This window comes from Fangia hongkongensis FSC776 = DSM 21703 (assembly GCF_000379445.1).
Taxonomy (GTDB): Bacteria; Pseudomonadota; Gammaproteobacteria; order Francisellales; family Francisellaceae; genus Fangia; species Fangia hongkongensis.
In genome coordinates, this window is the sequence record NZ_KB902239.1 from 159,773 (window position 1) to 183,522 (window position 23,750).

Here is a 23,750-nt window from a genome sequence, read left to right on the forward strand (position 1 = left end):
TTATCATTTTGAAAAAAGTTCTGTTGATTTTGCCCTTCTTGCTTACAGGATGTGCAAGTACAAATGAGGTTGTTTCAAGTTCAATAGAGAATACTGTTGCTTCTGGAACATCAACTGTACAATACCAAGACGATAAGCCTGTTACAGTGCCAAAAGGTTCATCTGCTTATATTGCCTATCCAAATGAAGGACATGATGATTATAAAATCTATGTAGATAGTGCAAAGCAAACAATGTCAGTTATTACCAAATGCTTTAAACCTTATCTTGGGAAACTTGGTGAGGCGGATAGTTATCAAAGTGCGCGTGTTGAATATCTAAAGGCGCAAAAAGAAGGCTATGAGCTTTTTATATTGCCTAGAATACAGAGTTGGACTGATAGTTATACGCTTTTTACTGGCGTTGCAGACAAGGTATCATTAACCCTCAAGATTTATTCACTTAAAACCAACTCGATGCTAGATTCAGTTGAGATAACAGGGGAAAGCTCAAGGATGCCAGGATATGAAAAAACACCGATGGAGCTTTTAGAAAAGCCGCTATCCTCAGTAGCAAAAACAGTTTTTGTTTAAGTGGTTTAATCTTTATTTATCTATTGCTTTGGGTAGTAGAATGTACATTGAGCCTTTGTGCTTCATGTGGCCTGCATAGTATTCCGCGAGCTTACCATTGCCCCAGAATACATCACCACGAATGGGCCCTTTGATTGCACCACCACTGTCTTGAGCAATAAGGAGCCGATTAAGCTTGTTCTCTTTTTTATCGGGTGTTTGATAAGTCGTATCAAGCCAAATAGGGGTGCCGTATTGATAGTACTTCGGATCGATAGCAAGTGAGTAGCCAGGTGTCAGCGGAATGCCTTGTGAACCAACGGGATTTTCTTGATCAACAAACTTAAAAAATACAAAGGAAGGGTCAAAATTTAAAACTTTATCTCTTTGTGTGGGATGATTTTCAAGCCATGCCCTAATGGATTGCATTGTGATTTGATCACGAGGAACCAGCTTATTTTGCAGTAGATAGCGACCAATTGGGCGATACGGTTGACCGTTTTGCCCTGCATATCCAACAAGGAGTTTTTTCCCATCTGGTAGAATAATTCGCCCTGAGCCTTGAATTTGTAAAAAAGTACGATCGATTCGAGATTTCACCCACAGAAGAACATCTTCTTTAGGAATTAGGTTAGGGTTATTTGCGATTTCTTCTCTTGTATAAAAGGGAGTAAGTTTGCCTTTAACCATATAACCATAACGTATTTTGCCATTAATTTTCTTTCTGACAAGCTCCTCTGGTGTTTTATACAAAGGGATATTATATACTTTTGAGGGCGTGAGGCTGCCTTGTAAAAACGGCTCAAAATAGCCTGTGAAAAGTCCCTTGGTTGTGTTGTTATCTTTAATAAGATAGGGGGTGAAATAGCGCTCAAATAATGCTCTTGCTTGTTGATTTGTATTAATGTTAGCGTTTAACACTGCTTTACAGGCATTGAGCCATGTGTTGTCGTAATTGCTGCTGTTAATAATACTCTTACAGGAATTTTCAAGCGCATAATAAGAGTGTAGTTGCTCGGCTGTTTTCCAGCCGTTCAGTTGGCTGTATTTCACAGGAATATATTGCACATTTGTATCAGGTGGAAAGGCTGCAGCTGCATGTAATTGATTGGTGTATAAAGAAATACTCAAGGCGTATAAGAGTAGCTTCGCCAAGCGAGTAGATGACTTTTTTACTGGTTTGAATGTCCTTTCTCTATGGTATAAGTGTAACAAGGCAGTTACCGTTAGTCTCTCATCTGTATCAGCTTTTAATTATTATGATAATGCTGCTAAAGTGCAATTTATTTAAATTAAATTTAGATTTTGACTTGAAAAGTATATAACTGCCATCACTTCTAACACCGTATAAGAAATTTCTACAGTTCTTTTGATAAGAAGCTGGAAAAATGTAGATGAAGCTATAGATTTGTATCTGAGTTAAGCTCAGATTGAATAAATCAAACAGATAGGTGGAAAATGACAAAACACAAAAAATCACACCAGAAGGTAGAAGGTATCAATGAAGAGATTGAGCAGATGGCAGCTGTACAAGATGAAGTAGATGCAACTGACAATCAAAACGCTGCGCTTAAGGCTAAAATTGATGCGCTTGAGGCGAAAATCAATGCGAATGAACAAAAAGTGCTTGAAGCAAAAGACTCAGTACTAAGAGCGCATGCTGAGATGGAGAATATTCGAAGAAGAGCACAAAAAGATGTGGAAAGTGCGCATAAATATTCCCTTGAGAAATTTGCCAATGCACTTTTGCCGGTTCTTGATAGTATGGAAAAAGCAGTTGAAGCCGCCGCTCATGCGCAAAATGCCGAAGAAATGGCAAAAGGTGTCACATCGATGGCAGAAGGTGTTGAGCTCACGATGAAGATGCTGGTTGATACCATGGAAAAATTTGGTGTAGAGCAAATTGATCCACAAGGAGAGGCGTTTGATCCAAATGAACATGAAGCGATGGCAATGCAACCGCACCCTGAGTTTGACGACAACCAAGTAATGGATGTGTTTCAAAAAGGCTATAAGCTTAATAATCGTATCGTGCGACCTGCGCGTGTTGTTGTCGTAAAAAATAGTTAAAAAGATTGAAATAAATACTTGAAAAAATAGTGATTGACGGCATATAAGTTGTCGTTAATGAATTAAGGAGTAAAAAATGGGTAAAATTATCGGAATTGATTTAGGAACAACCAACTCTTGTGTGGCTGTAATGGATGGCAAAGAAGCTAGAGTGTTGGAAAATTCAGAAGGTGGACGTACAACGCCATCTATCGTTGCTTACACAGAAAGCGGCGAGATCCTTGTAGGGCAAGCGGCAAAACGCCAAGCTGTTACAAATGCAACTAACACACTATATGCAATTAAGCGTCTTATTGGTCGTAAGTTTGATGAAAAAGTTGTGCAAGATGACATTGTTAAAAAAGTACCATACAAAGTGATTAAAGCTGACAATGGTGATGCATGGGTTGAAGTGCTAAAAGATAAAAAAATGGCACCGCCTCAAGTATCAGCAGAAGTACTTCGCAAAATGAAAAAAACAGCAGAAGACTTTTTAGGTGAAACGGTGACTGAAGCCGTGATTACGGTTCCTGCGTATTTCAATGACGCACAACGCCAAGCGACTAAAGATGCCGGTAGAATTGCAGGCCTTGATGTTAAGCGTATTATCAATGAGCCAACTGCTGCGGCATTAGCTTATGGTCTTGATAAGAAAAAAGCAGATCAAACCATCGCGGTATACGATCTAGGTGGTGGTACATTTGATGTGTCTATTATTGAAATTGCAAATGTTGATGGCGATAGCCAAATTGAAGTACTTGCGACCAATGGAGATACTTTCCTAGGTGGTGAAGACTTTGATGTTGCGTTGATGAACTATCTTATTGATGAATTTCAAAAAGAAAGTGGTATTGATTTACACAATGATACTTTGGCGTTACAACGTTTACGTGAAGCAGCTGAGAAGGCAAAAATTGAACTTTCATCTGCACAGCAAACAGATGTGAATCTGCCATATATTACAGCAGATGCAACAGGACCTAAGCATTTAAACATTAAAGTAACGCGTGCTAAATTTGAATCATTAGTAGAAGATTTAGTAAAGCGTTCTATTATTCCATGCAAAAAAGCAATTGAAGATGCAGGCCTAAAAGTATCTGATATTTCTGATGTTATTTTGGTTGGTGGTCAAACACGTATGCCTAAGGTGCAAGAAGAAGTGAAAAGCTTCTTTGCTAAAGAACCACGCCGTGATGTCAACCCGGATGAAGCTGTGGCACTTGGTGCTTCTATTCAAGGGGGTGTATTAGCTGGTGATGTAAAAGATGTATTGCTACTTGATGTAACACCGCTATCTTTAGGTATTGAAACAATGGGTGGTGTGATGACCAAACTGATTGAACGCAACACCACGATCCCAACGAAAAAATCTCAAGTGTTCTCAACAGCAGAAGACAACCAGCCAGCTGTGACTATTCATGTGCTTCAAGGTGAGCGTGAAATGGCTTCAGCAAACAAATCATTAGGCCGTTTTGATTTATCAGATATTCCACCATCACCACGTGGTATGCCGCAAATTGAGGTAACATTTGATATTGATGCAAATGGTATTTTGAATGTTTCAGCGAAAGACAAAGCAACTGGTAAAGAGCAGACGATTGTCATTAAAGCATCTAGTGGCTTATCTGAGGACGATATTAACCAAATGGTTGAAGATGCGAAAGCAAATGCGGATACAGATAAAGAATTCCATGAGCTTGTTACAGCAAGAAATGCAGGTGATACACTTTTACATAGTGCGAGAAAGTCTATTTCTGAGCTTGGCGATAAAGTCTCTGATGAAGAGAAAGCAAAAGTTGAGGAAGCAGCAAAAGCGCTAGAGGAAGTGCTTAAGACTGATAATAAAGCAGATATCGAGCTTCGTACAAAAGCATTGGAAGAAGCGTTCTCTCCAATTGCACAAAAAGCTTATCAAGAGCAAGCACAAGCGGGCGCTCAGCCTGAAGGTGCAGAGGGGCAAGAAAGTGCAGGTGCTCAGGAGCAAAAAGCAGATGACAATGTTGTTGATGCTGAGTTCGAAGAAGTAAAAGATGATAAAAAAGATAAATAATCTTTTTATGTTCTAAATCACTTGAAAATGCGGGAAAGCCCCGCATTTTTTATATATTGATTTTAATTTAATCGTTGTCATTAAAGATTTAAATAGTAAAATTTAACTCTCTTATGCCAATGAGCAGCAAAATAAACAACAAATAAAGATGGTTAACACCGATGCCAAGAGATTATTATGAAATATTAGGCGTGTCAAAAAGCGCCACAGAGCAAGAGCTGAAACGCTCTTATCGTAAACTTGCAATGAAATATCACCCAGATAGAAATCCAAATGACAAAACTGCTGAGGCAAAGTTTAAGGAAGCTTCAGAGGCTTATGAAGTCTTAAGTGATCCGCAAAAACGTGCAGCCTATGATCAATTTGGCCATGCAGGTGTTAACCAAGGTGGTGGTCAAGGTGGCTTTGGCGGTGCTGGGGCCGGTGGTTTTGGTGATATCTTTGGTGATATTTTTGGCGATATCTTTGGTGGCGGTGGTCAGTCACGTTCTCAAGGTGGCTCAAGACAGCGAGCACAGGGAAGAAGAGGTTCTGATCTTCAATATAATGTTGAGATTACATTGGAAGAGGCTGTACACGGCGTGACGAAAAAGATTAAAGTGCCAACGTATGTAAATTGTAAAACCTGTCATGGTAGCGGTGGAAGTGGTAAGCAAAATTGTGCTACTTGCCATGGTGCTGGCAGTGTAAGAATGTCACAAGGCTTTTTCTCCGTGGAGCAAACTTGTCCAAGTTGTCATGGTGCTGGTTCAACCATTAAAGATCCTTGTCGCTCTTGTCATGGAACTGGGCGTAAAGAAGATGTAAAATCTCTGTCAGTTAAAATTCCAGCAGGTGTGGACACTGGAGATAGAATTCGCCTTTCTGGTGAAGGTGAAGCTGGTGAACATGGTGCGCCGGCAGGAGATTTGTATGTACAAGTGCATGTGAGAGAACATGCTATTTTTGAGCGAAATGGCTCTGATTTATATTGTGAAGTACCGATTAGCTTTTCAACAGCTTGTCTTGGAGGCGAGCTTGATGTGCCAACCATTGATGGTAAGGTGAAGTTAAAGATTCCAGCAGAGACACAAACAGGCAAGCTCTTTAGATTAAGAGGTAAGGGTGTTAAGGCACTTCGTGGCAACTCGATGGGTGATTTGATGTGTAAAGTGACGGTTGAGACGCCGGTTAACTTAAATGCCAAGCAAAAAGAGCTTTTAGACCAATTTGCAGATTCTTTGGGGCAGCATCATAACCATGCACCAAAGTCAAAATCATGGTTTGATAATGTGAAAGAGTTTTTTGCAGGTAATTAATCGCAATATTTTAAAATTCTCTGCTAAGTTATAGTTATATTGAGCTTGTGCCAACTATGAACTTTGTGAAGGAGTTTATGATTGGCTATATATGCATAGGGAATATATGACTTATCATCCACACATTGAAGCGTTAATTGACACACCTGAAATTCGTAAAATCAAATCAATGCCCATTGCTGATCAGCGAGCATTTTTTAAAGAGAAGTCCGAGGAATATCTCAAAACCTTGCCAAAACTAGGCATTGAAAAAACGGATATCAAGTTTGATTTTATTACAATTCGTCATTATGCTCCGCGAAAAAAATCGGATGCCGCTATCTTTTTTATTCATGGTGGAGGCTGGTGCCTTGGCTCTATTGAAAGCTATGATCATATTTGCGAATATTTAAGTTTTCATGGGGATATTCATGTATTTTCATTGGAGTATCGCCTTTCGCCTGAGTGGGCTTTTCCTTGCGCAGTTGAGGATAGTTTGACAGGATATAAATGGTTATTAAAGAACGCTCATCAGTATGACATCGATGCGAGTAGAATCGTTATTATGGGAGATAGTGCAGGGGGGAATCTTGCAACAGTTGTTTGTCATGAGCTTATGAATACAGAGTATTCCTTGCCATGCGCCGAGGTGTTGATTTATCCAGCACCTGATTTACTAAACAAATATGAAAGTCATCAGAGATTTAATGATCACAAATATCACCTAACTGCTGACTGGATGGGGCTTTTTGAAAAGAGCTATGCGCAAAATTCGATAGATAATGAAAATCCAAAATGCTCACCTATTTTATATTCATCACACAAAGGCTTGCCGCCTACTTTGGTTATTGCAGCAACACATGATGTATTAATTGATAGTATTAATGCTTATATGAAAGATTTAAAAAGAGATAATGTAGAGGTAATAAGTTACTATGATGAATCTATGTTTCATGGATTTATCGGGCTTTTGGGCTTTTTTGAGGAGTCAGAAAAAGCGCTCAAAGTGATATTGAAATATACCCATAAGCAATTAGCTTTGCTGAGGGGGCATGCAAGTAATTGATAAACCCGGCAGGGATATAAAAAACAAGTGCTACTTCGACTATGCAATGACAATTCCATAAGATCACAGTAAAATAATGACCTTAAGAATAGTATCAATTTAAACTCTACCTATATGCAGCAAAATGAATTAACAGACCCAAAGATTTGGCAATATGCGCTTGATCACACCAAGGACAACTCTCCTCGGCTTATTGCATTAAAAGAAGAAACCTATGCAAGTGTCAGTGGTGCACAGATGTTATCTGAAACGTTAGTAGTAAAAGTGCTGCAGTTTTTTATCCGTTTGCAAAAACCAAAGCGCTGTGTTGATGTGGGGACTTATACAGGGCTTTCAGCATTAGCCATGGCTGAGGTAACAGATAGTGATACTGTTATTTATACATTGGATAAAAAAAATCAGGTAGGTCATAAGCTTGCCAAAAAGCATATTGAAAAAAATGGTTTTGAAGACAAGGTCAAGTTTCTTATCGGTGAAGCCAAAGAGAGTATTTCATTGCTCCCAGATGATCTTGATTTTATCTTTATTGATGCGGATAAAAAACAGACCACAGTGTATTTTGATCTCTTATTGCCAAAACTTCAAACAGGTGGAGTGATTATTGTCGATGATGTGCTGTGGCGTAAAGAGGTTTTGAATCCAGAAGACAAAAGAGCCAAAGCATTGGATGTGTTTAATAAATATATTGCTTCACACCCTGAGGTGGATAATATGCTATTGCCCATCCGCCATGGATTGAATATTATCTATAAAAAGTGACGGATTACTTTTAGAAGATAAATGGATAAGGCTATAAGTGCAAAAATATTCCAAAGGATTACAAAGTATAATGTGGCTTCAAAATGTGCCTCTATCGTGTTCTTGAGCAGAAAGAATGCAATAATTATTACAAGAAAACCAATTATGGAAGCCAGCATTGGGATAAGATTTTTCCCAAGCGCTCTTAGCACCCCTGCAATATTTGATAATATGGACAGAAAAAACAGCGAAGCGCTACAAAAGGCAGATAGTTGCACTATTGTATCAGTATGGTGGGTTATATAACTAGTATCAGGAAGAATTAACTGAAAGAAGTAGTGACCAAAATAATAAAAACATAACCAATAGAAAATGCCGATGATGGTTGCAAGTGAAATGGATAATATTAACGTCTGAACAAGGTTAGAGTCTTTTCCTTGCTGTTTATTTTGCTGAGAAATAATTTGTAAAACAGACTGTGCTAGGGTAGCTGGAACAACACTTAAAGTGAAAATCCAAAATATGGCAACGCTGTAAAGCGGAGATAGAGAGTAATGATACGTTACAATAATAAAAAGTGAAGATAAGAAAATAAGGTTATCAATCAAAAACACTAGCGCAACTTGCCAGCTGGCAATAAAAATATCTCTAGCATGCTTATATAATACCCTAAAGCTGACTTTACACTTAACTTTGTGAAATTTTAGCCCAACTTTTCTGGTGATGTATAATGCTAGCCATGTAATGACTGCATTTTGAATAAGAATTAAACTAGGTGTTGCAGACCCCGTTAGGTTTAATAGCGCAATGGTGCTTAGTGATGTAATGGATGCAAGTAGTGTGATGATTGTAAAGAGCCCAGCTTTGTTGTGTAGTGAAATTTGTGCGCGATATATTAATATGATATATGCGGCTGGAATGTAACAAATAAGCGCGAAGACAAGTTGCTTCATCTGTGTAACTAAGTTTGTGGGGTAGTCTAATTGAAGCAGGAAATACGGTGTTGATAGCTCTATGACTATAATGATAATGGCATATGTAATAGCAACAATGACGCCAGAGTGCATGACGGCTTGATAGATGTAGGTGTCTTTTTGGTGAATTGCTTTTGCAAGTACAGGGTAAATTGTCTGCAGGGCATAGCTGATCAGCACATAAGCAGTTAGGTTTATCTGAGATAATAAACTGTAGGCTAGATAACTATCTTTGCTATGCTGACCGATTGATTTTGCAATATAGATGCTGACAAGAACTAAAGAAGCTTGAGTAATAAGGTTCTTTAGCCAAAGTATGGTGAGCGCTTTGCCATGTGTTAGTAATAAAAAAGTTTTTTGACTAAAGGATAGCTCTCCTTGAATCATTATTTTCCCCTCCCTTGTGTGTTCCATTTAGATGTTATCTAAATAGAAGCTTTTCTTTGCATGTAGTAAATAAATTGCTGGATATGATTTCTGTAAGCGCGCATTAAACTTCAATTACCATTGGTATGGTGAACTTTATTGTAATGAGAGAATAACAAGTATTTATGCTTTGGTGAAGCTAAGTATTTAGACAAACTTTCTTGTCATACTATAAAACACGAAAACGTTAATATTTTAAAAAAACTGGATTTTTATTTTAAGGTAGTAAAAGGTGTAAGTTTTTTATTATTTAAAAGGGGGTTCTTGTGTCTTATCTGTGTGTTTATGTTTATATTTGGGTCAACTTAGATATAGGATAAAGGTAAATGTTTTAAAAAGTACACTTTGCATAATAGGCATGACAGCATTTGTGCAATACTCTACTTCGCAGTCTAGATATTTGCTCTTTAGATGTGTGTTAAGGAAAGAAGCTTGATTTCACAAAATGTAGATTTTTTAGTTATATAGACTAATGGTGTTTGGTTTTTGAGCCAATTATGTTAGATCAGTCAAAATAGCGAACCTCCTCGGGGTTGACAAGATTTGTTGTAGATATTAGGTTTATGAATAGCTTGGCGCATAGCGCTTAGCTATATGTTATGGATTTGACGCTTCAAGGATAAGGAATTTTATTGATATGAAAATAGTAATATACTTTTGTGGTACTAATGTTTATGGCCCTAATAGATCGATTATTAGAAATTTATGTGTTGAAGGAGGGGATAGTAAAACTATAGTTTTAACGGTTCCTGGATGTGCTTATTATCACACTCCATGGTTCAGGTTTTTAGCGCCGGGAACTACAAAGAGTGTTTCAGCTAGCAGTGCTATTACTGGAATTGAAGACCGTAATAGTCCGGCAGGTAGCGTGGGAAGGACGGCTTTTGTAGATGTTAAGCATGATGCAGCATGGATGAAAAGCATGTTTTTTGCAGGTGCTAGTATGAGGGACAACGTTGAGGGCTATGCAGCAAGGTTAAGAGAGTTAGGCGCTAGTGTTGGTACCAAATATACCTGTGCTGATAGGCGTGGTGCCAGTGAAAGGCTTCCAGAGCACCTTGCTATATATCCAAGTGCTATAGCGGGCGACTGTCAGCCTGAAGAGCTGGAAAGTATTATATTATGTGGATTTAGCCGCGGAGGTGTCATGAGTTTTATATTGGCAGATATGCTGTATCAGGACTATAAACTCAGAGCAATACCTGTGTATATTTCTGCAATGGAGCCGGTGCCTGGGAATTTTGTTACCATGAGAAAACTAAAATCAGCACTAAACTTTCTCCCATTTAGGTCAAACGCACTTGAGGCTGGCAATCTGAAGCGTTGTCATAATATTAAATGCGCCGTAATCTATCTTGGGCATTATGATAGCTTGTTTATGAAACAGATTATTCCAACTTTTAGCATTGTTACTAAAACAAGAGTTTTTGTTTGTAGTAGGGCTAAAAAACATGGAGGTGGAGTGGCGAAATTTTTAACTTCCTTTAATAAGGATGTAGCGCTTTTTATGAAAAACGATTTTCGTCATCTTGAGATAGAGAGACTCCCACCTCAGTTAGAACAACAGGAATATCCGGTTTGTGGTAAAACTTTTAGTATTCACATGTATCAAAATGAGCTAACAAAAGACCTTCCTGAATATAGTGTGGCTAGAGCTCTGAGAGAGGATAGCCCTTATCTAATCAATGATGAGAGCTTAAGAAAAATGCTAGGTGAGCTTGTGCAGAACTTAAGAGGTAAAGGATCATTTGTACTTTTTAAAGAGAAGAAATTCAAAAACTTTGAAATAGCTCTTCAAAGAGTAGAAAGGCTTAGCTTTAATGATTTGAATACAGCTGAGTTTATTCAAAGTATTGTGCAAGAGGCATTTAGGCAGCGAGGTGTTATTAATACGGGTGTTAGCTCTACTGGCTATGCTCTTGCCAAGGAGTTGTCTTTATCTGGCATTAAGAAATATGTTCCTGATAAATATCGAGCAGAACATTTAGCATACCTTACAACACAGTATGGTTATTTGGGAATATGGATTAATGCGATGACGCATAAGTATGATATGCTGACTCCGGCTATATTAGATTTTGACAGTGTAAGTATAGAGTATGTTGAAGAGTTAATGTGCATGCGTTTAATGATGTTTATGGAGTATAGTGCCGAGGAGTTATTAGAAAATCTTGAGCGTGTAGAAGAAGTGAGTCAGATGCTCGAGTTAGCAATGGCTAGGAAGTGCCGTGTCGATATATCAGCACATGGAGAGTTACACATTCTTGAAAGTAGAATACCTCAGAGAAATGCGCATGGCAAAGATCGTTTCTCTCGTGATGATTATCACTTGTTAGCGGATGCCTAAATTGTACCATATTAAGGCTCAACTTTAGATGCTATATGAGATTAGTATACACTTGGAAATAAAAGTGCGCTGAATAGAAAGCTGCAGCTAAAATACAGCAGTTTTTGTGTAATAACTTTTCATCTTTGAATAAGTTGCAACCCCTTATAATTAAAGGTGTAATCACCTATATACCTCGCTATATATTTGTATTATGATGATTTGAGTGTCTAGAAAATGAATTAAGGCAAACTGTCATGGAAATTATCTCTACCAATGTATACCAAGGTCCCAATTTATATGCAAACTTCCCTGTGATTCGTCATGTGATTGATTTGGGTGAGTTAGAGAATTGGCCATCAGTGAAATTAGGCGATGCTTTTATTGAAAGGCTAATTAGTGCTTTACCAGGACTCTATGAACATGGTTGCTCTTACCGTGAAAAAGGTGGGTTTGTTCGCCGCCTCAAAGAAGGTGAGGGAACTTGGATGGGGCATATTTGGGAGCATGTGGCGATTGAGCTTCAGGATATTGCAGGCAGTGATGTTAGCTTTGGGCGGACACGATCTACTGGTGAGCATGGTCAGTACAATATGGTTTTTGAATATAAGCAAAAAGATGTTGGGCTCAGAGCAAGTCGTTTAGCGAAAGATTTATTGTTGTCACTTTTACCCGAGGCACTCAAAGAAAAGCTGAATGTTACCGATGATGATTTTGATTTTGAAGAGGAGAAAATTCGCTTTATTAAATTTGCGCAAAGCAAAGAGTTTGGCCCAAGTACAGGGTCGCTTGTTGATGCGGCGACTAAAAGAGACATTCCTTATATTCGCTTAAATGAACATTCCCTTGTACAGTTTGGGCATGGGAAATACCAAAAACGCATTCAAGCAACCATTACCAGCGAAACAAAGCATATTGCTGTTGAAATCTCTTGTGATAAAGAGCAAACCAATACTATTTTAGATGGCCTTGGACTTCCAGTGCCAAAGCAGCGCACCGTGCGTTATGAAAAAGATGCCCTTTCGGCTGCAAAGCGTTTGGGTTATCCGCTTGTTGCCAAGCCACTTAATGGTAATCATGGCCGTGGGATTAGTATTAATATCAAAACAGATGAGGAATTACTTGAAGCATATCATGTTGCTAAAGAGCATGGCAGATGGGTGATTATAGAGCAGTATATAGAAGGCTTTGATCACAGAATGCTTGTTGTTGATGGTAAGCTTGTGGCTGTTGCTAAGCGTGTCCCAGGTCATGTGACTGGCGATGGTAAACATACAATTAGTGAGCTGATTGATATTGTGAATCAAGACCCAAGGCGTGGTGTTGGGCATGAAAAAGTGCTGACGCAACTACAACTTGATCATCAGGCCGTAAGCTTATTGGAAAAAGCAAACTATACAAAAGAGAGTATTTTAGCAGAAGGTGAGATCTTTTATCTTAGAAAAACGGCTAATCTTTCAACTGGCGGCACAGCGATTGATTTAACTGATGTGGTGCATCCAGATAACCGAGAGATGGCAGAAAGGGCGATTAATGCTATTGGTCTTGATGTTGGGGGTGTTGATTTTCTCATTCAGGATATTACAAAGTCTTATCGAGACATTGGTGGAGCCATTTGTGAAGTCAATGCTGCGCCTGGCTTTAGAATGCATGTGGCGCCAAGTGAGGGAGAATCTCGTGATGTGGCTGGTGCCGTAATTGATATGCTTTTCCCTGATACAGAAAAAGCACGCATTCCTATTGCTGCGATTACCGGTACAAATGGTAAAACAACGACGACACGCATGGTTGCGCACATGTGGAAAAGTGCCGGCAAGCAAACAGGCTATACAACAACAGATGGTGTATATGTTGATGGCAAGTTAACAGCACAAGGTGATATGACCGGTCCAAAATCTGCGCAAATGGTGCTTCGAGACCCTTCTGTGGAGGTGGCTGTGTTTGAAACAGCAAGAGGCGGGTTATTAAGAAGTGGTATGGGCTATGATTATTGCAATGTTGGTGCTTGTTTGAATATCACTGAAGATCATATGGGACTGAAAGGAATTAATACTTTAGAGGAACTCTCTCATGTAAAGCGTATTGTAACAGATGCTGCAAGAGATACAGCCGTTTTAAATGCAGATGATCCACATTGTCTGCGTCTATCAGCAACGACAAAGGCTGAGCACATTATGTATGTGACAATGAACCCAGAACATGCACTTGTTAAGGAGCATATCAGGCGTGGTGGGAAAGCCGCTATTATTGAAAAGGGTGTTAATGGAGATATGATTACGCTGTTTGATAATCATATTCATATGCCTGTTTTATGGACCCATTTGATTCCAGCAACAATGGAAGGCAAAGCGCTGCATAACGTACAAAATGCCATGTTTGCAGTTGCGATTTGTTATAGTATGGGAATGAGTCTTGATGATATTAAAAATGGACTTCGTACCTTTGCGACCTCGTTCTTCCAAACCCCGGGAAGAATGAATTGGTTTGAAAATCATCCATTTAAAGTGCTTTTAGATTATGCACATAACCCTGCGGCGGTAAGAGCAATTGCTAAGCTGGTCGATCGCTTAGAGGTCAAAGGGCAAAAAATATGTGTTCTGGCTGCGCCGGGTGACAGACGTGATCAAGATATTGCCGCCATTGCAAAAGAAGTGGCAGGGCACTTTGATTATTTCATTTGCCGCCAAGATGATACACTAAGAGGTAGAGCCTATTCTGAAGTGCCTAAGTTATTAAAAGCCGCGCTTATCCAATCAGGTGTGGCTGAAGAGCAAATTACTATTGTTGAGGATGAAAAACACAGTGTTGATGAAGCATTAGCATTTGCTAGAGCCAATGATCTTTTGGTGATTTTTGCTGATAATATTACGCGTTCTTGGAAGCAGGTGGTGCATTTTAATCAGGAAGTGTATCAAGAAGAACAAGAGACAGCTGAAGAGTATAAAGAAGCCTCTCAAATTAGCTTTGAAGAAGACACCTCACTGGCAAATGAAATCGCTGAAATTTTAAATCAAGGAGTGATTAGTGATGAGCGTGGTGTACGCTTGGCAGAAGTGCACAGTGAAGATGCAGATTAATTAAAATCAGGAGCTTCGATGGATACAATCGATGTAGGTTACTCAAGGCGTCTAGTGGGGCCGAATCTTTTTTTCAATGATACAGGCACCGTGCTGGATGTTGAGGTGACAACCGATCAGGATAAGCTTGTGATACTGTGGCAAGATGAAGTCAAAAGAATTATGCCTGTTTTCTCATCGCTTTGGTTTGACTATAAGATTGCGTATAAAGTATATCAAAGTGGGATACGCTTGGCGCTGTCAGCACCCAGTGACATTTTGCTTGGAGCTTGTGATGTGATTGATTTTATCTGGGCATCAGCGATTGATCGTTTTTATGGTGGCGTGGGCAAGACGCTACATGAAGCCAAAGAAAGTCTTTTGCCTGCAATACAAAAAGAGAGCAATATTTTTTATCGTGATTTGTATCAAAAAGCCTCCTCACTACAGCTGAATGTTTTTAGGGAAGAAGATGTTGCATATATTGGTTCAGGTATTGGCCGCTATAAGGTTGATTTAAACCATGAGGGTGTTGCAAGCATTCCATGGCAAGATGTCTTTGATATTCCGCAGGTGATTGTAACTGGTACAAATGGTAAAACAACCACGGTTAGGCTGATACATTTTATTTGTCAGTCGACAGGGAAGTTCACAGGTTATGCGTCAACCGATTGGGTGATGATCGGTCATGATATTGTGGATCATGGTGACTATTCTGGTCCAACAGGTCATCAGTTTGTGTTGACTAATCCTAAGGTGGAGCTCGCTGTATTGGAATCTGCTCGCGGTGGTCTTTTAAAGCGTGGTCTTGTTGAGCGCCATGTTAGCGCTGCATGTGTCACGAATATCTCTGCTGATCACATGTCTGAAGATGGTGTGGAAACCTTGGAAGATTTGCTTGAAGCTAAATCAATTGTCTATCAGGCGCTAGGGGAAGAGGGTTATGCAATTATCAATCTTGATGATCCGTTTTTATCTGAGAAGGCAAATACCCACATAGGCAAAAAAATCTTCATCTCACAACATGCTTTATCTACAAGTGCTAATAAGTTGCTCTCAAGCAATGATCATGCTTTTTTTGTTGAGGGGGGCTTTTTTTGCTATCAAAATCAAACAGAGAAAAAAACACTTATTGCTGTTCAAGATGTTCCGATTACGATGAAGGGCTTTGCTAAGCATAATATTGAAAATGCATTAAATGCGATGGCGCTTTCTTTTTCACTTGGCTGTGAGCTTGATGAGATAACTCGCGCACTGATGCAATTTGAAAATAGTGCAGACCTAAACCTTGGTCGCGGGAACTTTTATCAACTGCAATCAGGTGCAAAGGCGATTGTGGATTTTGCGCACAATCCTGCAAGTATGGAGGCAATATTATCATTAGCTAAATGTTATATGACTGGTGCCTCAAAGCTTTATCTTATGATTGGAACGACAGGTAATCGCTTGAATTTAATCGATGATGTTTCTAAAGTGATTTGTGAATATCAGCCAGATAAAATCTACATAAAAGAGCTTAAGGACTACCTAAGAGGTGCAGAATTAGGCGAAATACCACAAAAAATAAGCAATTCATTGGTTGCACATGGAGTAAATAACGCTAATATACAATTCGTTGACAATGAACTTGCAGGTGCTGAGATCGTGCTTGCAGCGCTATGTGAGAATGATGTGGCAGTGCTTTGTTGTCATGATAATATTGAGGCTGTGATTCACACGGTGATGAAGTATGTTTGAAGAAGCGAAGGAGAAAAAACCCATGCCAGCACCAACGGTTGAAGGCGCGCAAAGAGGCTATATTATTCCTATTGGAGGGCGAGAAGATAAGCTCGCCTCCCCTGAAGTTTTACAACGTTTTGTTGAGTTATCTGGTGGGAAGGATGCATATATTGCAATTATCCCAACGGCATCAAAGCTAAAAGATACAGGCAGTGAATATGTTAAAGTATTTAATAGTCTTGGTGTTAAAAATGCAGTGAGCCTTGAAATTGAATCAAGGGCTGATACCGAAAATGCAGATTATCTTGAGCATTTAGATAAGGCAACAGGCATTTTCATGACAGGTGGAAATCAGCTTTTGTTGTCAACTACCTTGGGTGGCACAAAAGTAGCACAAGCAATAAGGCGTCAAAATGCGCAAGGCACACATGTTGCAGGAACCTCAGCGGGAGCTGCATTTATCTCTGAGCATATGATTGCAGGTGGTGATACTGGTTTTATGCCTCGCTATAATATGGTTAATCTTGCGCCAGGGCTTGGCTTGACTAATAAAATGTTAGTGGATCAGCACTTCTCACAGCGTGATCGTTTGGGGAGGCTGTTAACCGCCTTATCTTATAACCCATTTGTCACTGGAGTGGGTATCGATGAGGATACCGCGGCCTTTTTAGGCCCAGATGGAGTGATTGAAGCGGTAGGTAGTGGCATGCTGACCATTATTGATATGTCACATTTAGAGCACTCTTCAATGCATCATGCCAGAGATAATGATCCTATTAGCCTTGTTGGAATTCGCATGCATCTATTATTAAGTGGTAGTAAATATGATACCAATATTCATGAGGTGACATTGAATAATTAGGAGTATGTGTTTGAAGGGAAGAAGTAAAGGGTATTATCAAGTACTTAATGTATATAAAAAAAGCGGTTTTCTATTTGTATGTAAGTCTTTTTTTCGGCTAAGCGATTATTTGAAAATAATTGCTTGCTTCTTTGTGCTCGGAATGATGTTTTTTTTACCTACATATACGTACTTTATAATTTCTTTGTCAATAGTCTTATTTATTCCATACTCTGTTTCTTTGATTGATAAAAGGATTATTGCTCATTACCATTTGGCTGATTGGCAAAAAGTATTTTATAAAAAGGAGAAAATTGGGTGGCGTAGCACAAGATATCTTTTATTTTGCACTTTCCTTCAGAGGGAGCCTATCGCTTTAACCACAACAGATGTCGATTATTTTATTGAGCGCTTGGAAAAGGAAGAGATGTATAAGAAACTTAATATTTTTGCTCATCCTATGTTTGCATTTGTCATTACGGTTATTATTGCATTAATTGGTGCAATGCTTGCTAAGTTCTCACTGGGTGTGCTGTTACAGTGTCTGGCAATTATTATTATTGTCATAATGGTGTTGGTTTGTTACCTGATATTCTATGGAGCAATAGCAAACATAAATGATCTGAAATTATTTTTATTTTGGTATAAGGAAGAGATTGCCAGCCATGAAAAGTTTGAAGATAAATCTATCAGTGAGAAAATAAAAAAAGAAACAGCTATAGCCTGAAGTTGAATAAATCTCTATTTCACCATGGCGGTTTTAAACTGGAAGTTAAAAATACTCTCTCAATGAGTAAATTTCTTTTTTATTGGCTGGATTGATGGTAGAATGCCCGCTAGATGCTGCTAGACAGCACGAGCAATTATAACAATAAATTATAATAAAAAGAGGATATAATACATGTCTAGAATCTCATCTTTGCAAGATCCGTTTTTAAATGCGCTTAGACGCGAGAAAATTTCTGTATCTATCTACTTGGTAAATGGTATCAAATTGCAAGGGTTTATTGAGGCATTTGATCAGTTTGCGATTGTACTTAGAAATAGCGTTAATCAGATGGTATATAAGCATGCGATTTCAACTATCGTGCCAGCAAAAGCAGTGCGTTTAGTGTATAGTAACTACAATCCGCATCATAACCAGAAGCATAATGCACAGCAGGATGAGCTACTTGATGATGATTTCGAATCAACAGAAGAAAACTATGAAGAGTCTTACTCTGAAGCAGTTGAAGAACCTGTTGAAGTAAATACACCAAGAGAGCAATAAGTTTAATATTTTATCGGTTATTTGAGTATGACTTACTTATAGGCAACTTAAATAACAGTATCTTTATTCTAGGTTATTATTTTTGGAAATCTTTCAGCAATATAAAGTCGGTGAGAGTTGTCTTCTTGTCGATATTAATTTCTCTTCAAATCCTGAACTAAATGCTGAGCTCTCTGAGCTTCAAGGTCTTGTCCATGCTGCCAACTGGCAGGTAAAGGAAGTTGTTTCACTTAATCGAAAATACCCAGATCCAAAGTACTTTTGTGGTCGTGGTAAACTGGATGAAATCAGTGAAAAGCTCAAAGAAGGTGGCATTGATCTTATCGTTTTTAATCATAGTATTACGCCCTCTCAGGAGAGAAATATAGAAACTTTACTGTCATGTAAAGTGATTGATCGCACGCGATTGATTTTAGAGATTTTCTCACAGCGGGCCAAAACTCATGAAGGTAAATTGCAAGTTGAGCTTGCGCAGTTAAATTATGCTGCAACAAGACTTGTGAGAGGCTGGACGCATTTGGAGCGCCAAAAGGGTGGTATTGGTGTTAGAGGTGGCCCAGGGGAGACGCAGCTTGAGCTTGATAGGCGTCTTTTAAGACAGCGCATCTCTCAGATTGAAAAACGCCTTGATAAGGTGAGAAAACAGCGCGGCTTATCACGTGCCTCGCGTAAGAAAAACAAAGTGCCAACAATTGCCTTTGTGGGCTATACCAATGCTGGAAAGTCAACTTTGTTTAATCATATTTCAGGCGCGGATGTGCTTGCAAAAGATCAACTTTTTGCAACTTTGGATCCAACCTTACGTCAAATTCATATTCCCAAGTTGGGTCAGGTTGTTCTGTCTGATACAGTTGGCTTTATTCGCAATCTTCCGCATGATTTAGTCGAGGCTTTTTGTGCAACGCTAGAGGAAGCAATTGAAGCGGATCTTTTGGTTCATGTTGTTGATTATGCTGATAGTGAATATATCTCCTATATTGAGCAGGTTAATAGTGTTTTGACGCAAATCAATGCACATGAAAAGCCAGTGTTAATTGTTTATAACAAAATCGATAGACTTGAGAGTGTTCACCCAGATATTCATTATCATGAAGATAAGCCTGCCGATGTGTATCTATCGGCAAAAGAAGGAATAGGCATTGATTATCTTTTTGAAGCGATTGCACGGCACTTTAACCAAAATTGGTTAAAAGGTGTTCTAACACTTGAGCCACAAAAAGCAAAAGTGCGCGCACAATTATATGCCCTCGGTGTGGTTGAAAAAGAGAAAATTGCAGATGATGGCAATTACCAACTTGCAATTACGATTGCTAAAAGTGATTTTGATGCAATTTCTCATATGAATAAGCTTGAGTTAATGGCAAATTTTAGTCAACATTAGTAGTAACGAGAGCGTAACCGAAAATGAACATACTTTATGGGTTTGAAATTCTTATCTTTGAATAAAAAATCAGATCAGGGCCCGCCTGATTTAGAAGAGGCTATTCGCCGCTTTTTAGGCAAAAGTCGCAAAAAAAATAATGCGCCACCACCTTCAGGGTCAAATGGTGGAGGTGATGATCATAATGATAGAGAAAGTATTTATTCTCGAAATGCAAAGTCACAAAAACCATTGCCCATTAAGAGCATTATTGGTGCAGCGATTGCCCTTATCATTATTATCTGGGCGTTGATGGGTATCTATGTAGTACAACCTGCCCAGCAGGCGGCTGTGCTTAAATTTGGTCGATTCGCAGGCATTGAAGGCCCCGGGATTCACTGGCATCCGCCTGGTTTTGTCGAAGTGATCAAGAAAGATGTGGAAGTGTTAAATAGTATTAGCCTTGATAAGTTGATGCTGACTTCAGAAGAGAATATTGTGCATGTTTCATTCTCTGTACAATATCGTGTTGGCAATTTAGAGAATTACCTATTTGCAACAACTTCACCAGAGTTGATATTGCGCCAATCATTAGAAAGTGCAGTGCGCCAGGTGGTTGGTGAGAATAAGCTAGAGAAAATTTTAACAACCTCAAGAACGCAAATTACCCAAGAGGTTCAGGCGGAACTTGAGCGCTTGTTGAAAAAATATAACTCTGGGATATTAGTCAATGAGGTAATTATGCAACCTGCAAAAGCACCAGAGGAAGTGAAAAGTGCTTTTGATGATGTGATTAAAGCACGTGAAGATAGAGAGCGTGTGCAAAATGAGGCGCAAAGTTATTCAAACAAAGTGATTCCAGTTGCCAAAGGTAAGGCTCAAAGAATTTTAGATGAAGCGCGTGCATACAAATCAAAAGTTGTTTTGGAAGCGCAAGGTAACGTTGCTGACTTTAATCAGTTATTACCTGTGTATAAGAGTAATCCAAACATTATTGAAAGTCAGATTTACTATCAAACTATGGAAAATATCTTCAAGCAAAATAAACTGTATATCATCGATGGAGATGGTGCGAAAAATCTTTTTTATGGTCAAAACATGACGCCTTTTGCCGTTTCAAACACAGGAGGTAAGTCATGAGTAATAAAATGATGGCGCTTATCGTCTTAGTTATTATCGTGGTGATTGTCCTTTTTAGCTCGGTCTTTAGAGTGACTCAAGGCACAGAATCAGTTATCTTGAAGCTTGGGGAGCTTAATAAAAACCCTGATGGAACAGTGAAAGTGTATCAGCCGGGTCTACACTTTAAAATTCCGCTAGTTGAACAGGTGAAAACATATGATATGCGTTTAAGAACATTGCCAGTGGATGAGTCGCGTGTTGTGACAAATGAGCAAAAAGATGTGATTATTGATGCTTATCTTGAATGGAAAATTTCAAACATTTCCCAGTACTATAGAAGTGTTGCAGGGAGTGATGCAAGAGCAGTGCTATTATTAAAACAATTTTTAGAAGCATCGCTTCGTGCTGAAGTAGGTAAAACAGATATTCAAGGGCTGATTAATAACCAGCGTGATGAGCTGATGCAGACTTTGACAAAGAGCGTGGGTGCACAGGCAAAACGAATCGGGATTGATGTTATTGATGTCAGAATCAAGCAGATTGATCTTCCAGAGAGTGTGACAGATTCTATCTACCAAAGAATGCGATCAGAGCGTCAGAAGGTTGCAGCGTCGATTCGTGCGCAAGGTGAGCAGTTATCTGAGTCGATTCGTGCGAATGCCGATGCGACTGTGACAATTACTTTGGCAACAGCAGATCGTGATGCAAAAGAAATTAAGGCGAAGGCGCTTGCAGAGGCGGCTGACATATATGCTAAATCTTATGCGCAGTCTGAAAAGTTCTACGATTTTTGGCGTAGTATGCGTGCTTACCAGACAAGCTTTGATAATAAAGAAGGAGATGTCTTTATATTGAAGCCAGAGGGCAAGTTTTTTAAACATTTTGATCCAAACCAGCTTGCGTCTAATACAAATGTAAAAAGGCCGCTAGCAACCTCTTAAAATAGCTCTTTTTAGTTTCCTATTATCTTTCTTATAATGTGTACATGGATGAAATGAATCACGCTCACAATGCAAATGCCAAGGAAAATGCCAAGGGCTCGATATAATCCATCAACAAAGCTCGTTGCTGGATAAAGTGTTGGGAATGCAGTGATTGAAAAGGCGACTGCTGCCTGAAGTCCTGCATAACCATGTTTTGGGTGATGAAGGTGATAATAGATAAAACAGGTGCATGTGATAACAAAGATAATAAATAGTAAAACCAAAGAATAGCTGGATAAAATCAAGGCCGATAATCCGCATATTACACCAATAATACAGCCAAAAAAACGATTGGCTGATTTTATCAGAATTTGATCGTAGTTAATCTCAGCAATAACAATAATGGTGATGGCAATATTAATAACACCGCCTGGAATATTAAAGGCCAGCCAAATTAAAATAGCGAAGAAGGTGGATAGGGAAATATTAATAGCATAATAAAGTGCTTCTGATTTTTGATAAGGCTTGATAATAGGCTTTTTATAGCCATTAAGCTGAAAGACGATGAGTGTAAATAAGGTAATAAGCGCAATCCCAATGCTATTGGTGAGTATACGTTCCTCAACTAGGGAGTAGCTAATACTTGGATCAATAATCATAGCAGATCCAAGAAAAACTAAGTGAACAGCAATAAACAAAAGAAGATAGTTTTCGCTGAGGCGCTTAGAAAAATAAAAAATAACAGCACTTAGGCAGATTAATAAGATAAGGGCAAAAAAGCCTCCATTTGCAAATAAAAGCACAAATATAACTGCAAGGATTGCACCAACAACTGTACCAACAAATCGCCGCCAGAATTTATATAAAATAGGGGTGCTTGAGGTGGCGGACAACGCAAATACAGAAATGGCTGCCCAAAAGGGGTTGTTGATATGAAGTGCAAAGCAAATAAACAAAGCGATAAGCGCAAGTAATGTAAAAGAAAATGCAAGGATAAAACGCTCTTTAGAGTCGTTTTCAATATCAATGGATTTAAAACCAAACATGCGCATCAGCACCGAGTTTAAAATGCTTCTGCTCAGGTGTCTTCTCAAGTTGGATAATCACTGGAAAGCGATAATCAAGACGAATCCAGTCGGTATTTCGTTTAATGTCGGCTAATGCTTCAAAGTGCGCATATTCCGGTCTTAACACCCCTGATTCAATATAAATGATTTTCCCTTTGAACTTTGTGAAACCAGTGACGCTTGTGGTCACAGAAACACTTTGTCCAATAGAGAGGTTATTGGTATTAGACTCTGCAACATTGGCAATGACATACCAGTGTTGAGTATCAATAATTGAAAATAATGCTTTCCCTGCATTAACATAGTCGCCAGGCTCCAGATGAAAACTGCTAATAATGCCTGAAAATTTGGCGCGGATAGTGCATTTACTGATGCTGATTTGAAGCTCATGCATTTTCGCATTAAGAATGTGAACCTCAGAGGTGGTTTGATTTTGCTCTGAGCTTAAACTTTGTAGTGCTTGCTCGGCGGTGGTTAGCTTTGCTTTTTTAAGCTCTAATTGACTTAACTGTGTATCATAGCTTTGTGTGGAGATTTCTTTTCGTTGATAAAGTGTATTAAAGCGATTAAAAGATTGTTGCTCAATGGCAAGTAGTCTTGTGCTTATATCAACCTGCTTTTGGGCAAGCGTGCGTTCTTTTTTGATATCAGTGATATTCTGTGAGAGCTTTGCTTTTTGAGTACCTAAAGATTGCATTTGTGCCTCTAAATCACGACAGTCCAATGTGAAAAGTGGTTCGCCTTTTTTAACATGATAGCCATCATGAATGAATGTCTTAACCACTTGACCACTTTGTTGCGCATTAACTTTTGAAAAGCGAGCATATAAATAGGCATCTCTGGCAAAGCTTTTGTCAAAATATAAATATAAGCAAATAGCAAAAATAATGATAATAAGAACAATAATACTCCAAAGGAGTTTAGATAATTTCATA

General features: G+C 38.8%; 19 protein-coding genes. 15 read left to right on the plus strand and 4 right to left on the minus strand.

What is annotated here, in order from left to right; genetic code table 11:
• Positions 1-8 precede the first annotated feature (8 nt).
• Entirely contained in the window at positions 9-572 is a 564-nt protein-coding gene (locus A37Q_RS0100835; RefSeq protein WP_026196432.1) for a DUF4823 domain-containing protein, read from the plus strand.
• A 12-nt stretch (positions 573-584) separates the two neighbouring features.
• Here the strand turns inward: A37Q_RS0100835 and mltA are convergent, their stop codons facing one another.
• Positions 585-1,706: a murein transglycosylase A gene (gene mltA / locus A37Q_RS0100840; protein WP_026196433.1), complete on the minus strand. Its 1,122-nt coding sequence runs from the start codon at positions 1,704-1,706 to the stop codon at positions 585-587.
• 303 nt (positions 1,707-2,009) lie between these two features.
• Between mltA and grpE the strand changes: the two genes are divergently transcribed.
• The 5 genes from grpE (at position 2,010) to A37Q_RS0100865 (ending at position 7,752) form a co-directional block, all read left to right on the plus strand.
• A complete protein-coding gene (gene grpE / locus A37Q_RS0100845) occupies positions 2,010-2,621 on the plus strand; it encodes a nucleotide exchange factor GrpE (protein WP_018298365.1) in 612 nt (203 codons plus the stop codon).
• A 76-nt stretch (positions 2,622-2,697) separates the two neighbouring features.
• A complete protein-coding gene (gene dnaK, locus A37Q_RS0100850; protein WP_018298366.1) occupies positions 2,698-4,650 on the plus strand; it encodes a molecular chaperone DnaK in 1,953 nt (650 codons plus the stop codon).
• Between the two features lie 161 nt (positions 4,651-4,811).
• The gene (gene dnaJ / locus A37Q_RS0100855) at positions 4,812-5,948 is read left to right on the plus strand and encodes a molecular chaperone DnaJ (RefSeq protein WP_018298367.1); all 1,137 of its coding nucleotides are present in this window, start codon (positions 4,812-4,814) and stop codon (positions 5,946-5,948) included.
• A 106-nt stretch (positions 5,949-6,054) separates the two neighbouring features.
• Positions 6,055-6,993, plus strand: a complete 939-nt coding sequence (locus tag A37Q_RS0100860; RefSeq protein ID WP_018298368.1) for an alpha/beta hydrolase — start codon at positions 6,055-6,057, stop codon at positions 6,991-6,993.
• A gap of 114 nt (positions 6,994-7,107) precedes the next feature.
• Complete coding sequence (locus A37Q_RS0100865; RefSeq protein WP_018298369.1) at positions 7,108-7,752, plus strand: O-methyltransferase; 645 nt, start codon at positions 7,108-7,110, stop codon at positions 7,750-7,752.
• Here the strand turns inward: A37Q_RS0100865 and A37Q_RS0100870 are convergent.
• Positions 7,740-9,092 (minus strand): hypothetical protein, encoded by a 1,353-nt coding sequence (locus A37Q_RS0100870; protein ID WP_018298370.1) that lies wholly within the window; start codon positions 9,090-9,092, stop codon positions 7,740-7,742. The two genes, A37Q_RS0100865 and A37Q_RS0100870, sit on opposite strands and share 13 nt — an antisense overlap.
• A gap of 676 nt (positions 9,093-9,768) precedes the next feature.
• Here A37Q_RS0100870 and A37Q_RS0100875 point away from each other — a divergent pair.
• From A37Q_RS0100875 to hflC, 9 genes are all read left to right on the plus strand, one after another.
• A complete protein-coding gene (locus A37Q_RS0100875) occupies positions 9,769-11,478 on the plus strand; it encodes a hypothetical protein (RefSeq protein ID WP_018298371.1) in 1,710 nt (569 codons plus the stop codon).
• A 236-nt stretch (positions 11,479-11,714) separates the two neighbouring features.
• On the plus strand, positions 11,715-14,534 hold the full coding sequence (gene cphA / locus A37Q_RS0100880; RefSeq protein WP_018298372.1) for a cyanophycin synthetase: 2,820 nt from the start codon (positions 11,715-11,717) through the stop codon (positions 14,532-14,534).
• Between the two features lie 18 nt (positions 14,535-14,552).
• Complete coding sequence (locus A37Q_RS0100885) at positions 14,553-16,250, plus strand: Mur ligase family protein (RefSeq protein ID WP_018298373.1); 1,698 nt, start codon at positions 14,553-14,555, stop codon at positions 16,248-16,250.
• Between the two features lie 22 nt (positions 16,251-16,272).
• Positions 16,273-17,094 (plus strand): cyanophycinase, encoded by an 822-nt coding sequence (locus tag A37Q_RS0100890; protein WP_026196435.1) that lies wholly within the window; start codon positions 16,273-16,275, stop codon positions 17,092-17,094.
• Between the two features lie 184 nt (positions 17,095-17,278).
• Positions 17,279-17,800, plus strand: coding sequence for a hypothetical protein (locus A37Q_RS0100895; protein ID WP_154648592.1), 522 nt, complete (start codon positions 17,279-17,281; stop codon positions 17,798-17,800).
• Between the two features lie 174 nt (positions 17,801-17,974).
• Positions 17,975-18,343, plus strand: coding sequence for an RNA chaperone Hfq (gene hfq, locus A37Q_RS14285; protein WP_018298376.1), 369 nt, complete (start codon positions 17,975-17,977; stop codon positions 18,341-18,343).
• Positions 18,344-18,425: 82 nt separating this feature from the next.
• Positions 18,426-19,724, plus strand: a complete 1,299-nt coding sequence (gene hflX / locus A37Q_RS14290; protein ID WP_018298377.1) for a ribosome rescue GTPase HflX — start codon at positions 18,426-18,428, stop codon at positions 19,722-19,724.
• A gap of 36 nt (positions 19,725-19,760) precedes the next feature.
• Positions 19,761-20,843 (plus strand): FtsH protease activity modulator HflK, encoded by a 1,083-nt coding sequence (gene hflK, locus A37Q_RS0100910; protein WP_018298378.1) that lies wholly within the window; start codon positions 19,761-19,763, stop codon positions 20,841-20,843.
• Positions 20,840-21,766 (plus strand): protease modulator HflC, encoded by a 927-nt coding sequence (hflC, locus tag A37Q_RS0100915; protein WP_018298379.1) that lies wholly within the window; start codon positions 20,840-20,842, stop codon positions 21,764-21,766. Before hflK ends, hflC begins: the two co-directional genes overlap by 4 nt.
• A gap of 11 nt (positions 21,767-21,777) precedes the next feature.
• On the opposite strand, the gene A37Q_RS0100920 is transcribed toward hflC, so the two are convergent.
• Both A37Q_RS0100920 and A37Q_RS0100925 read right to left on the minus strand, forming a co-directional pair.
• On the minus strand, positions 21,778-22,794 hold the full coding sequence (locus tag A37Q_RS0100920; protein ID WP_018298380.1) for an FUSC family protein: 1,017 nt from the start codon (positions 22,792-22,794) through the stop codon (positions 21,778-21,780).
• Positions 22,781-23,749, minus strand: coding sequence for an HlyD family secretion protein (locus A37Q_RS0100925; protein WP_018298381.1), 969 nt, complete (start codon positions 23,747-23,749; stop codon positions 22,781-22,783). The genes A37Q_RS0100920 and A37Q_RS0100925 overlap by 14 nt, the downstream gene beginning before the upstream one ends.
• Position 23,750: the final 1 nt, after the last annotated feature.